This is a genomic window from Nocardioides deserti, assembly GCF_014266025.1.
GTDB classification, from domain to species: Bacteria; Actinomycetota; Actinomycetes; order Propionibacteriales; family Nocardioidaceae; genus Nocardioides; species Nocardioides deserti.
The window spans coordinates 225,266-238,137 of record NZ_JACMYC010000002.1; the positions used below are offsets into that span (position 1 = coordinate 225,266).

At 71.9% G+C, this 12,872-nt stretch carries 11 protein-coding genes; 4 read left to right on the plus strand and 7 right to left on the minus strand.

The features are described from left to right. Entirely contained in the window at positions 1-1,671 is a 1,671-nt protein-coding gene (locus H7344_RS04450; protein ID WP_186344803.1) for a YncE family protein, read from the minus strand. 75 nt (positions 1,672-1,746) lie between these two features. On the opposite strand from H7344_RS04450, the gene H7344_RS04455 reads away from it, so the two are divergent. Next, positions 1,747-2,229 carry an SRPBCC family protein gene (locus tag H7344_RS04455; RefSeq protein ID WP_186344804.1) on the plus strand — a complete coding sequence of 161 codons (483 nt, stop codon included), beginning with the start codon at positions 1,747-1,749 and terminating at the stop codon, positions 2,227-2,229. Between the two features lie 230 nt (positions 2,230-2,459). On the opposite strand, the gene H7344_RS04460 is transcribed toward H7344_RS04455, so the two are convergent. The 3 genes from H7344_RS04460 to H7344_RS04470 form a co-directional block, all read right to left on the minus strand. After that, positions 2,460-3,377: a PDDEXK family nuclease gene (locus H7344_RS04460; RefSeq protein WP_186344805.1), complete on the minus strand. Its 918-nt coding sequence runs from the start codon at positions 3,375-3,377 to the stop codon at positions 2,460-2,462. Positions 3,378-3,637: 260 nt separating this feature from the next. After that, positions 3,638-4,723: an inositol-3-phosphate synthase gene (locus H7344_RS04465; RefSeq protein ID WP_186344806.1), complete on the minus strand. Its 1,086-nt coding sequence runs from the start codon at positions 4,721-4,723 to the stop codon at positions 3,638-3,640. A gap of 60 nt (positions 4,724-4,783) precedes the next feature. Further along, positions 4,784-5,377 (minus strand): PadR family transcriptional regulator, encoded by a 594-nt coding sequence (locus tag H7344_RS04470; RefSeq protein ID WP_186344807.1) that lies wholly within the window; start codon positions 5,375-5,377, stop codon positions 4,784-4,786. A gap of 182 nt (positions 5,378-5,559) precedes the next feature. Between H7344_RS04470 and H7344_RS04475 the strand changes: the two genes are divergently transcribed. Both H7344_RS04475 and H7344_RS04480 read left to right on the plus strand, forming a co-directional pair. Next, positions 5,560-7,845, plus strand: coding sequence for a transglycosylase domain-containing protein (locus H7344_RS04475; RefSeq protein WP_229707011.1), 2,286 nt, complete (start codon positions 5,560-5,562; stop codon positions 7,843-7,845). A gap of 7 nt (positions 7,846-7,852) precedes the next feature. After that, positions 7,853-9,265 (plus strand): glycosyltransferase family 87 protein, encoded by a 1,413-nt coding sequence (locus H7344_RS04480; RefSeq protein WP_229707012.1) that lies wholly within the window; start codon positions 7,853-7,855, stop codon positions 9,263-9,265. A gap of 13 nt (positions 9,266-9,278) precedes the next feature. On the opposite strand, the gene H7344_RS04485 is transcribed toward H7344_RS04480, so the two are convergent. The 3 genes from H7344_RS04485 to H7344_RS04495 are packed head-to-tail and all read right to left on the minus strand — an operon-like array spanning position 9,279 to position 12,320. Continuing rightward, positions 9,279-10,334: an alanine racemase gene (locus tag H7344_RS04485; protein ID WP_186344808.1), complete on the minus strand. Its 1,056-nt coding sequence runs from the start codon at positions 10,332-10,334 to the stop codon at positions 9,279-9,281. 13 nt (positions 10,335-10,347) lie between these two features. Continuing rightward, complete coding sequence (locus H7344_RS04490) at positions 10,348-11,472, minus strand: lipid II:glycine glycyltransferase FemX (protein ID WP_186345046.1); 1,125 nt, start codon at positions 11,470-11,472, stop codon at positions 10,348-10,350. 35 nt (positions 11,473-11,507) lie between these two features. Beyond that, a complete protein-coding gene (locus H7344_RS04495) occupies positions 11,508-12,320 on the minus strand; it encodes a deoxyribonuclease IV (RefSeq protein WP_186344809.1) in 813 nt (270 codons plus the stop codon). A gap of 204 nt (positions 12,321-12,524) precedes the next feature. Between H7344_RS04495 and rpsF the strand changes: the two genes are divergently transcribed. Next, positions 12,525-12,815: a 30S ribosomal protein S6 gene (gene rpsF, locus H7344_RS04500; RefSeq protein ID WP_166189603.1), complete on the plus strand. Its 291-nt coding sequence runs from the start codon at positions 12,525-12,527 to the stop codon at positions 12,813-12,815. The last annotated feature ends 57 nt before the right edge of the window (positions 12,816-12,872 follow it).

A 12,872-nucleotide genomic window follows, 5' to 3' on the forward strand; every position in this document is an offset into this window, starting at 1 on the left:
TCAGGGGATGAGCGAGCGGAGCCGGCCGAGGAGGCCACCGCTGTCGGCGTCGCTCTCCTCGTAGGACGTCGCGCTGGTGACCAGCCCGTCGGCGGTGAGCTCGGCGGACAGCCGGCCCTCGTCGAGCCAGCGCGCGGTCTCGTCGAGGTGCCGGGTGACGGCTGTGGCGAACAACGCACCCTCCGGGATGTCGCCCAGGACGCCGCCGCCGAGGCTGAGGCCGCCGACCCGCCGCTCGACGGAGTCCAGGCCGGCCTGGACCTGCACGAATAGGTCTGCTGCCTGGCTGAGGGTCACCGGCTCGACCTCGAGAGTGCCGCCCGGGATGCCGAGCTCGGAGTACGGCGTGAGGGTCATGTTCATCGCGGCCCACAGGTCCTCGAGCGAGGCCGAGCCGCTGGGCTCGGCGTACTTCCCCGCGCCCGACTCGTAGGTCGTCAGCAGCCCCTCGGGCAGCGCGGCGATCCCCTCGGACATGTTGGGGAGGTCGAGCGTGCGGACCGGCTCGGGCAGCGACCACGGGACGAGGGGGCTGCTGCCGAGGACGTCCTCGAGGCGGTAGGTCGTCAGCGTGCTGCCGTTGCCGCGGCCCAGCGAGCTGCTGAAGACGATGTGGTCGCCCTCGATGGCGACCCCCTGCCCCTTGGCCGGCGTGGCGAAGGGCCCGCGTCGATCGGTCCATCCCTTCTCTTCGTCCCAGGTGTAGGCGAAGAGCGCGCCGTGGCCGTGCTCGTTGTGGGTGCCGACGTAGAGGGTGTCGCCCACGACGGTGGAGTAGGCGCCCGCGGCGACGTCGACCGGGTCGTCGAGCACCGGGACCGTGCTGCCGGGAGCGGCGCGCTCGATGGTGGAGAGGTCGTAGGCGAACAGGCGGGGCGGGTCGTCCGACGAGGTGACGTACACCCTCCCGTCGTGCACGGCGACGCCGCCGGCGTGGTCGGGGGCCGTGTCGCCGCCGGGGGCCTTGCCGAGGTTCACCGTCTGCTCGACCAGGCCGGTCTCCGGATCGATCAGGGACAGCTGGGCATCGCCGTCGGAGGTGTACGACGTCTGCAGCAGGTAGCCGCCGCCGTAACCCAGGCCCTGGGGGATGAAGCCGTCGTCGTCACCGGTGGCCAGCGTGCCGGGGATGACCGGGCCGAGCTCGCCGGGGTTCTGCAGGTCGTGGCGCAGCGAGCGCAGCAGGCCGTTCTCCAGCCACTCCTCCTGGTCGGCGGTGAAGGGGTCGTCGACCATGAACTGGGTGGCCTGCGCGACGCGGGTGGCGTGCGCCCGGCGTGCCCGGTCCAGGTTGCTGATGACGGCCGCCCGCAGCAGGAGCAGGGAGAGTGCGTCCGTCGCCGACGCCTTCGTCCGCCGCCAGACGTCGATGGTCGCCGACGCGTCCCGAAGCATGTCGCGGTAGCTCTGCTCCACTGCCCGCAGCGCCAGCGCCGACCGGTTGAGCCGGAGCGAGGCGACCTCCGCGGCGGCGCGGGTGGCCCAGGCGCGCATGTTGAACCGCGTCCGGGCCGACGGGCTGTCCCAGTCGGGGGTGTCCTCGGCGTAGCGGATCGTCCCGATCTCGTCGGTGGTGTCGCCCATCGCCCGGTCGACGTCGGACTGCAGCGCGGCGACGGCGCCCGGGTCGCCGGACGTCATCGCGGCGTACATCGCCTCCGGGCTCGTCACGGGCGGGGTCTACCCGGGTGACCGCCCTCGGAAACGGCGGTCCGGACAGCCGCGCCGCCGCACTAGGGTGCGGCCATGACCGGCTCTCCTTCCACCGACCTCGAGGCGACCGTGGAGGTCGCCGCTCCCCCCGCGACGGTCTGGTCGCTCGTCGCCGACCCGGCCCGGGCGCGCGAGTGGAGCCCGCAGGTCCTGCGCACCTTCGTCCGCGGCCGCCCGGTGCAGCAGGGCACGACGTTCCTCAACCTCAACTCCCGCGGGCCGCTCGTGTGGCCCACCACGGCGAAGGTGACGTCGTTCGACCCGCACGTGCGCTTCGCCTTCCGCGTGAACGAGAACCGCACCACCTGGTCCTTCACCCTCGAGCCCACCGCCGACGGCGGCACCCGGCTCACCAACCGCCGCGAGACCTCCGAGGGCATCTCCGCCGTCTCCCTGGTGATGACCCGCGTCGCCCTCGGCGGCGTCGACACCTTCACCGACGAGCTGCGCGCCGGCATGGCCGAGACCCTCGGCAAGATCAAGGCCGCCGCCGAGAAGCTCGCCGCCGCGGGGTGATCCGTTCGGGTCTCGGCGGTCCGGGTCTCGGCGGTCCGGGCGTCGGCGGTCCGGGCGTCGGCGGTCCGGGCGTCGACGATCGTTCAATTGCGCGGATTTGTACGGTTTTCGGGCCGGCAGGACGCTGAAGCCGCGCAATTGCGCGGTTGTTGACGCGGCGCGGCGCATCTCGGGCGGGGGCAGCCCAGTCTCGCGAAGCCCGGCTCACGACGTACGGCGCGCGCCCCGGCTCAGCCGGCCTGGGCGTGACCCGGGAAGTGCAGCTCCCACCCCGGCCGGGGCAGCGGCAGCCGGAGTCCGCGCCGGGAGGCGGTCGCTCGGATGCGCTCGATGGTCTGCGCCGGCGTGCCGTAGATGTCGTTCGCGGTGACGTGGACGACGTGCCAGTCGAGCGCGTCCACGAGCTCGCGCCGGCGCAGGTCCCGGCGCCAGGTCGGCGTGTCGACGCGGTGGTGCGTCCCGTCGTACTCCACGGCCAACCGGTGGTGCCGGTAGGCGAGGTCGAACTCGACCAGCACGTCACCGTCGGCCGAGCGGATCTCGAGGTTGACCTCCGGCTCGGGCAGGCCGGCGAGGACGATCAACAGCCGCAGACGTGACTCCATCGCCGACCTGACCCGGTCGCGGACGAAGGTGGCGGCGTAGCGCGCGCCCGGTGACCAGTAGTCCGTGGTCCGTGCGAGCCCGGCGCGCAGGTCCGCGGCCGTGATGCCGAAGACGCGCAGCATGCTGTCGCCGGCCACGAAGAGATCGACCAGGTCCAGCATGGATGCCAGCTCGACGAAGAGGCGCACGGGCTCGGACACGGGCAGGCCGCGCCAGACGCGCGTCCGCGTGGCCGGCGGCGCGACGTGGGGCTTGAGGCCCGGCTGCCAGCGGCGGTCCTCGGCACGCAGGACGCTGACGTGGACCAGCGGGGACTCGGGCACCGCGACGCCGCACCACGCGGCTGCCGTCCGGTGGCTCAACCACGCTCCCTCCGGGTGGAGCGCCAGCGCGCCCTCCATCCGCTCGCGCTCGGACGGGGCGACCTCTGCGCGGATGTAGACGCCGCGAAAGATCCGCCGGTAGCGGGAGGTCCGCAGCACCCGGTCGCTCACGCCGGCGCGCACCGCGTCGGCCCGGGTGAAGGGTCGTCGTTCGTCCATGGCGACGACCTTGCCCCGACACCGGCGACCGGTGCGGGTCTCTCCACAGGCGGGGCCGTACCTGTGGAGGGCCGGCGATACTTCCGCGCAATTGAACGGTTGTAGCGCCGTCCGGGGACCGACACGCGACATTTCGGCGCAATTGAACGATCGTCGACCGGCCCCGGCGGGCGGCCATGCCCCGAGAACGACACACGGCCCGCCCGGAGGACCGGGCGGGCCGTGGTGGGTGGTGCGGGTGGTTCAGGCCGAGCGGGAGGTCACTCCTCGCCGGCGATGAAGGCCTCGACGCGGCGGCGGCCCTCCTCGTCGGGGAGCTGCACCGGCGGGGACTTCATGAGGTACGACGACGCCGAGATGATCGGGCCGCCGATGCCGCGGTCCTTGGCGATCTTCGCGGCGCGGATCGCGTCGATGATGATGCCGGCGGAGTTCGGGGAGTCCCAGACCTCGAGCTTGTACTCGAGGTTGAGCGGGACGTCGCCGAACGCGCGACCCTCGAGGCGGACGTAGGCCCACTTGCGGTCGTCGAGCCAGGCGACGTAGTCCGAGGGACCGATGTGGACGTTCTTGTCGTGGACCTTGCCCGACAGCGAGCCGGTGAGGTTCGAGGTGACGGCCTGGGTCTTGGAGACCTTCTTGGACTCCAGGCGCTCGCGCTCGAGCATGTTCTTGAAGTCCATGTTGCCGCCGACGTTGAGCTGGTAGGTGCGGTCCAGCGTCACGCCGCGGTCCTCGAACAGCTTCGCCATCACGCGGTGGGTGATGGTGGCGCCGACCTGGGACTTGATGTCGTCACCGACGATCGGGACGCCGGCGTCCTCGAACTTCTTGGCCCACTCGGGGTCGGAGGCGATGAAGACGGGGAGCGCGTTGACGAAGGCCACGCCGGCGTCGATGGCGCACTGGGCGTAGAACTTGTCGGCCTCCTCGGAGCCCACCGGGAGGTAGGAGACCATCACGTCGACCTCGGCGTCCTTGAGCGCCTGGACGACGTCGACCGGCTCGGCGCCGGACTCCTCGATGGTCTCGCGGTAGTACTTGCCGAGGCCGTCGAGCGTCGGGCCGCGCTGCACCTCGACACCGAGCGTCGGGACGTCGCAGATCTTGATCGTGTTGTTCTCCGAGGCGTTGATCGCCTCGGACAGGTCCTTGCCGACCTTCTTGTCGTCGACGTCGAACGCCGCGACGAACTCCACGTCCTTGACGTGGTACTCGCCGAACGCCACGTGCATCAGGCCGGGCACGGAGCCGGAGGGGTCCGCGTCCTGGTAGTACTCCACACCCTGCACGAGGGAGGTGGCGCAGTTGCCCACCCCCACGATCGCTACTCGAACCGAACCCATCGGGTCTTCCTTCCTGAACCTGTACGGAGACTGTGTGCGCTGCGCTTGCTGGATCTGCTGCTAGGTCTGTGGTGCGGTGCTGCTGTCCGGGGGCGGGACCATCGGCTGGCCCGCGCTGAGGCCGCGCTCGGCGTTGATGAGGTCCGAGAGCCACCGGACCTCGCGCTCGACGGACTCCACCCCGTGGCGTTGGAGCTCGGCCGCGTAGCGGTCGACCTCCTTCTCGGTCATCTGCAGCTCGCGCTGGACGCGGTCGAGCCGCTCCTGGAGGCGGATGCGGCGGCCCTCGAGCACGCGCAGCCGGATCTCCATGTCGGTGCGACCGAAGAACGCGAACCGGATGTCGAAGTTGTCGTCCTCCCACGCGGCCGGGCCCACCTCGGACATGAGGCGCTCGAACTCGCGGGTGCCGGCATCGGTGACCTGGTAGACGATCCGGGGCCGGCGGCTGGTGGTGACCGTGCTGCTGGTGGACTCCTCGATGAGGTTGCCGCGCAGCATCTTCTTCAGCGTCGGGTAGAGCGAGCCGTACGACAGCACCCGTCCCCATCCGAGCATGAGGTTCAGCCGCTTGCGCAGCTCGTAGCCGTGCATGGGTCCCTCGTGCAGCAGTCCGAGGACCGCCAGCTCGATGGTCTCCCCACGTCGTGACATGCGACGTATCGTAGCGATATATCCGCGGGTTGCGAACACCCGACCTATCGGGCGTGCGCGCGGGGCCCCTGATGGCCCGGATGCGTACCCTGTCCTGCGGCGCGGCCCCGTCCGGCACGGTCCGCCCGGCCCGGTGCGTGGCCAGCGCCGAGCCGTCGTACGCCGACAGGAGAAGCACCAGCGTGAGAGAAGGCAAGCGCCGGGCCGCCGGCCCCGCGGTCAAGAAGTCCCCGAAGCGGGAACGCACCCGCAAGCAGAAGGTGTGGCGGGTCGCCCGCTGGTTCCTCGCAGTCGGGCTCGTCGGAGCGCTGCTCGCCGGCGCGGCGTTCGTCGTGCTCTACCAGGCGGTCGACATCCCGGACCCGAACGAGGACTTCGAGACCCAGACGACGTTCGTCTACTTCGACGACGGCAAGACCGAGCTGGGGCGCTTCGCGACGCAGAACCGCGTCTCCATCGACCTCGACCAGATGCCGCAGTCGCTCAAGGACGCGGTGGTGGCCGCCGAGAACGACTCGTTCTGGACCGACAGCGGCATCGACCCGGTCGGCATCGTCCGTGCGGCGTTCAACAACGCCTCGGGCAACGCCCGCCAGGGCGCGTCGACGATCACCCAGCAGTACGTCAAGGTCCTCTACCTCTCCCAGGAGCAGAGCTACCAGCGCAAGATCAAGGAAGCGATCCTGTCGCTGAAGGTCCAGCGCCAGCAGAGCAAGTCGCGCATCCTTGAGGGCTACCTCAACACCATCTACTTCGGTCGCGGCGCGTACGGCGTGGAGGCGGCCGCCCGCGCGTTCTTCGAGCGCCCGGCCAAGAACCTCGACCTGCGCCAGAGCGCGGTGCTCGCCAGCGTGTTGAACAACCCCAGCCGGTTCGACCCCGCCAACGGCAAGGACGCCCGCGAGGCGCTGCTCGGGCGCTACCAGTACACGCTGAACCAGATGGCCGAGCTCGAGATGATCACCGAGGAGCAGGCCGAGAAGGCCAAGCGCCGGCTGCCGAAGTTCCCCGAGATCGAGGCGGGCAGCACCTACGGCGACCAGAAGGGTCACATGCTCACGATGGTTCGCAAGGAGCTCACCCGGCTCGGCTTCGACGAGGAGGAGATCGAAGGCGGCGGCCTCCGGGTCACCACGACCTTCGACCCCGAGGCGATGGCCGCGGCCAAGCAGGCGGTCGTCGAGGAGCGGCCCGAGGGCTTCAAGGACAAGGAGCTGCACGTCGGCGTCGCCAGCGTCGAGCCGGGCACCGGCGCGGTCCGCGGGTTCTACGGCGGCCAGGACTACCTCCAGTCGCAGATCAACTGGGCGGTCTCCGGCGGCCAGGCCGGCTCGACGCTGAAGGCGTTCGCCCTGGCGGCGGCGATCAAGGACGGCTTCTCGCTGCGCGACACCTTCGACGGCAACTCGCCGTATGAGCTGCCCGACGGCACCCCGGTCACCAACCAGGGCGACGCCAGCTACGGCTCGGCGATCAACATGGTCTACGCCACCCAGAAGTCAGCGAACTCCGCCTTCGTCGACATGACCATGGCCATGGACGACGGCCCGGAGAAGGTCGTCAAGATGATGGACGCCATGGGCGTCCCGGCCGACGACAGCCGGAACGGTGCCGGCTTCCCGAGCACCTCCCCGGGCCTCGAGCCGGTCGCGACGGTCGCGCTCGGCAGCGCGACGGTCAGCCCGATCAACATGGCGAGCGGCTACGCGACGATCGCCAACGAGGGCGTGTACGCCGAGCCGTTCATCATCGAGAAGGTCGTCGACCGCGGCGGCGAGACCCGCTACTCCCACGCCGAGGAGGGCCCGGAGCCGAAGCGGGTGCTCGACGCCGACATCGCCGCGGACGTCTCCTACGCGCTGCAGCAGAACGTCACCGGCGGCTCGGGCACCGCGGCGCTCGCGCTCGGCCGGCCGGCCGCCGGCAAGACCGGCACCGCGACCAACGGGCGCGACGAGGTGTCGTCGGCCTGGTTCGCGGGCTACACCCCGCAGATGGCGACCGCCGTCATGTACGTCCGCGGCAAGGGCAACGAGCAGCTGATGGGGTGGCTGCCGGAGTACTTCGGCGGCTCCTACCCGGCGCGCACCTGGACCAACGCCATGCAGACGATGATGGAGGGGCTGCCGGTCGAGGAGTTCCCCGAGCCGGCGTACGTCGACGGCGACGCGCCCACCGACGGCCACGCGCCGTACGTCCCGCCGCCGTCCCCGACCCGCAAGCCGCCGCCGAGCCCGCAGCCCAGCAGCGACATCGAGTCCGAGGAGCCGACGCCCACCCAGGAGCCGACGCCGACCCAGGAGCCGACGCCCACCGAGGAGCCCTCGCCGACCTGCGACATCCTCGGCTGCGGCGAGCCGACCCCGTCCGAGCCGCCGCCGAGCTCGCCGCCGCCGTCCCAGCCGACGTCGTCGGCGACCCCCGGGGCCGGGACCACCCGCTCGGCGAGCCCGCGGGGCCAGGGCTGACCGGCCGGTGTCGCACGTCCACCCGACCCACGAGGACCCTGTCGCCCGAGCCCTGAGCGAGGGCGTCGGCGGTCCGATGGGCCGCCGGGGCGCCGGCCACCGGTGGTGGACGCCGGTGCGGGTCGTGCTGCTGGTGACGGCGGTCTGCTTCGCGATCGGGATGGTGCAGAAGCAGAGCTGCTTCGAGGACACGTGGGGCGACGGGCAGCAGCGCTACTCCCACATGTGCTACTCCGACCTGCCCTACCTCTACACCGGCCGCGGGATGGCCGAGCGGGCCTGGCCCTACACCGACGACGAGGAGGTCCGCGACCGCTACGAGGTCATGGAGTACCCCGTCGGGATCTCCTACTGGGCCTGGGGCACCGCCTGGGTCGCCCAGGTCGCCGACCACCTCGGCGTCCCGGACCTCGCCGAACGCGCCGCCCAGCCCGCGGACGCGCTCTTCGGCCGGCCCGAGGTGCAGTCGGAGATCCGGTGGTACGTCGTCGTCAACGCGCTCGGCCTCGGCGCCGTCGCGCTGCTGACCGCGTGGTTCCTCAGCCGCACGCACCGGCGGCGCCCCTGGGACGCGATGACGTACGCCGCGTCGCCGGCGCTCGCGCTGACCGCGCTGGTGAACTGGGACCTGCTCGCCGTCGTGCTCGTCGCCGCCGCGACCTGGGCGTGGTCACGCGACAGGCCGCTCCTCACCGGCGTGCTCATCGGGCTCGGCACCGCCACGAAGCTCTACCCGTTGTTCCTGCTCGGGGGAGTGCTCGTCGTCTGCCTGCGCGACAAGCGGGTGCGCGACTTCGTGGTCGCGACCGCGGCCGCGGCCGTCGCCTGGGTGGTGGCCGACCTGCCGGCGTACCTCTCGGGGCCGGAGCAGTGGCGGGTCTTCTGGTCGTTCAACTCCGAGCGCGGCGCCGACCTCGGCTCGATCTGGCTGGTGGTCCAGCAGGCGAGCGACACCGCGATCAGCGCGCACACGATCAACGTGGTCTCGTGGCTGTTCTTCGGCACCTGGTGCCTCGGCGTGCTGGTGCTCGGCCTGCGCGCGCCGGAGACGCCGCGGCTGGCGCAGCTGGCGTTCCTCGTGGTCGCCGGCTTCCTGCTGGTCAACAAGGTCTACTCGCCGCAGTACGTCCTGTGGCTGCTGCCGCTCGCCGTGCTCGCCCGGCCCCGCTGGCGCGACCAGCTGGTCTGGCAGGCCGGCGAGGTCCTCTACTTCGCGGCCGTGTGGTGGTACCTCGGTGAGTACCTCGCGCCCGCCGGCGGCGGCGACGCCGGGTTCTACTGGGTGGCGATCCTGCTGCGGATGGCTTGCGAGCTCTACCTCGTCGGCGTCGTCGTCCGCGACGTCCTGCGACCCGCCCACGACCCCGTCCGCGAGGGCGGGTGGGTCGCCCCGCCGCCGCGCCTGGCCCGCGCGGGCTGAGCAGGCTGAGCGGCTAGTCGACCAGGACGCGGTCGAAGGCGGTGGCGGTGAACCGCACCCGCACGTCGACCTCGTCGCCGACCTCGGGCACGCGTGAACCGGAGGGCAGGAACAGCATCGAGGCCTGCATGTGCGGCGGCTCGGCGAAGAGCCGCTGCTTGCCGTCGATCGAGAACGGCGAGCGGACGAAGCCGACCGCGTCGAGGCCACCGCGGGCCAGGGTGGCCGCCCGGGCCTTCAGGCCCGAGTCGCCGGTGGGCGCCTCGAGCCCGATGCCGTGGGCGGTGCCGCCGCTGACGACGAGCAGGTGGCCGGACTTCGGCGCGGTGCGGCCGCGGTAGCCGAAGGAGTCGCCGCGCTCCACCGCGTGCACGTCGAGGACGGTCGCGGTCACGCGGAGCGCGCCGCGGTCGCCGAGCCACAGGGCGGTGCCGGTGCGCGGGCGGATGTCGTAGTCGGCGTACGACCCGCGGAGCGTGGCGAGCTCGGCGTCGGTGAGGTGGCTGACCCAGATCGTGCGGGTCTCGAGCTCGGCGGCGACGACGTCGTTGAGCAGCCGGTCGACCTCGCCGAGGTGGGAGCCCTGGGCGAGCGGCAGGTGCAGCGCGACGCCCTCGAGCCGCGCGCTCGGGTGCGCGGCGACGCTTCGGGCGGCCGCCCACAGCTCGCGGGCGGTGTGGCCGTGGCGCTGCATGCTGGTCATCCGCTCGAGCACGAACCGGGCGTCCGGCTGCCGGCCGAGCAGGTCGTCGACGTCCTGCGGCCGGCTGACCGTGTGGACGACGCGGTCGGCGAGCGTCGGGTCGAGCTCGAGCGCGGCGCCGAACGGCCGCCACGGGGTCAGCACGAGCAGGCTGCCGTCGAAGCGGCTCGCGACGTCCGGCAGCTCGTCGTACGTCCCGACGGCGAGGGTGTCGACGCCGAGCCACTGGCTCTTGCGGGCGAGCCGGCCGAGGGTGAAGCCGTACCCGTTGCCCTTGCACACCGGGACCAGGCCGGGATGGGCGTCGGCGACCGAGCGCAGGTGGGCGCGCCACCGCTCGCCGTCGACGTGGAGGACGAGGCTCATGCCCGGGCGCCCATCAGCCGCGCCGCTTCATGTAGAGGTCGAAGGCCCGGTAGAGCGGCTTGCTGAGCGGGAGGTCCCACTCGCCGACGAGCTCGACGGCCTCGCCGCCGGTGCCGACCTTGAACTGGATGAGCCCCACGTGCGGGTCATCGGGGTCGAGGGTCTCGGTGATGCCGCGCAGGTCGTAGACGTCGGCCCCGGCGGCGATCGCGGCGCGCATCATCGCCCACTGCACCGCGTTGGAGCCGCGGACCTCGCGCTTGTCGGTGGAGGAGGCGCCGTAGGAGTACCACGCGTGCGCGCCGACGCGGATCGCGATGGTCGCCGCGACCAGGTCGCCCTCGTGACGGGCGAGGTGGAGCGTGATCCGGTCGGGCTCCTCGGCGGCGAGCGCCTCCACCATGGTGCGGAAGTACGACAGCGGGCGCGGCGTGAACCGGTCGCGCTCGGCGGTGTGGACGTAGAGGTCGTGGAAGGCCTTGAGGTCGGCGAGGATCCCGTCGGCGGTGCTGGTCGAGGTCACCTCGACACCGGCCTTGGCGGCCTTCTTGATGTTGCGGCGCCACTGCTGGTTCATGCCGGCCAGGACGTCGTCCTCCGACCGGCCGGCGAGCGGCACCTGGAAGACGTGCTGCGGCTGCCCGGCCGCGAACCCGCCGGCGGCCGCCTGCGAGCGCCAGCCCAGCTCGCGCAGCTGGGTGACCACGCGGGCGCCGGTGCCGTCGCGCTCGGTCGGCGCGAGCTCGCCCAGGCGGCGTACGTCGTCGCTCGCGATGCCCTCCTTGATCGTCGCCGCGTCCCAGCGGCGGGTCACGACGGGCGGACCGATCCGGATGCCGAAGGCGCCGCGGGCCTTGACGTGCGCGGCCAGCGGACGGAGCCAGGGGCCGAGGTCCTCGTCGGCCCAGTCGATGACCGGTCCCTCGGGGAGGTAGGCGAGGTAGCGGCGAACCTTCGGCAGCTGGCGGTAGAGCACCAGCGCCGCGCCGACGAGCTCGCCGTCGCGCTCCCACCCGATCGACTGGCGGCGCCACTCGGACTTCACCCGGCCCCAGGCGGGGGTCTGGAGGAACGACGCGGAGCGCTGCGCCCGCACGAAGGCGAGGTGCTCGGTCTCGGAGATCTCGCGGACGGTCAGCACGGGGCCGAGGCTACTTCGCACGGGACCGGGGCTCAGACCCGGTCGCGGAGCCAGGCGAAGTCGGCCAGGTGCTGCTCGGCGTCGCCCGGCGTCTCGCAGACCACCGGCGCGCCGGCGTCGCGGACCACGCCTGCCAGCAGGTCGGGGTCGATCTGGCCGGCGCCGAAGTTGGTGTGCCGGTCGGCGCCGGAGTCGAAGGCGTCGCGGCTGTCGTTGCAGTGGACCAGGTCGATCCGGCCGGTGATCCGGCGTACGTCGTCCACGACCGTCTCCAACGCGTTGCCGCCGGCGTGGGCGTGGCACGTGTCGAGGCAGAACCCGACCTGGTCGAAGCCCTCCGCGGTGGAGATCGCTTCCCACACCCGGCCGATCCGGTCGAGGTAGCGGGCCATCGCGTTGTCCCCGCCGGCGGTGTTCTCGATCAGCAGCGGCACCTTGATGTCGGTCGCCTCGATCGCCTTGCGCCAGTTGTCGAAGCCCTTCTCGGGGTCGTCGGCCTTGTTGACGTGGCCGCCGTGCACGATGAGCCCCTTGGCGCCGACCTCGGCCGCGGCGTCCATGTGCTGCTGGAGCAGCTTGCGGCTGGGGATCCGGATGCGGTTGTTCGTGGTGGCGACGTTGATGACGTAGGGCGCGTGCACGTAGAGGTCGACGCCGGCGGCCTCGGCGGCCTCCCTCAGTGCGGCCGCGCCGCCGGCATACCGGACCTGGGGGCCCTTGTAGTCCTGCGGGTCCCCGAGGAAGAACTGCACGAGCGGCGCCTGCCGGGCCTGCGCCTCCGCGACGGGGTCGGTCTGGTCGACGTGGGCGCCGATCGGGAGGTTCGCGGGGGTGTCCTGGGCCATGCCCACCACCCTACGAGTGGCCACCGACAGGGATTTCGGGGCGGTCGCCGCGCGCTGCTACCTTGTCCTGTCCATTCGTGACCGCCCACCGACGGGCCGGGAGCGGTGGACACCCGCCGACCGGCTCCGGCTGCCGGCGGGACGCAAGCCCTCCTGCCACGGAGAGACCGTGGCCGCCGAAGTCCACAGGAGGTGGAGACCGCTTTGCGTGCCTATGAAGTCATGGTCATCCTCGACCCCAGCCTCGACGAGCGCACTGTGCAGCCCTCGCTCGACCGCTACCTCAACGTCATCCGCAACGACGGCGGCTCGGTCGAGTCCGTCGACGTGTGGGGACGTCGTCGCCTCGCCTACGAGGTGAAGAAGAACGCCGAGGGCATCTACGCGGTGATCTCGATCAACGCCGAGCCGGCGACGGTCAAGGAGTTCGACCGTCAGCTCACGCTCAACGAGTCCATCCTGCGCACCAAGGTCATCCGCCCCGACGCTCGCTGAGCCCTCCCGGACCTGTTCCGGGGAGCCAGCCCGCGTCGTCCCTGTGGACGACCACTT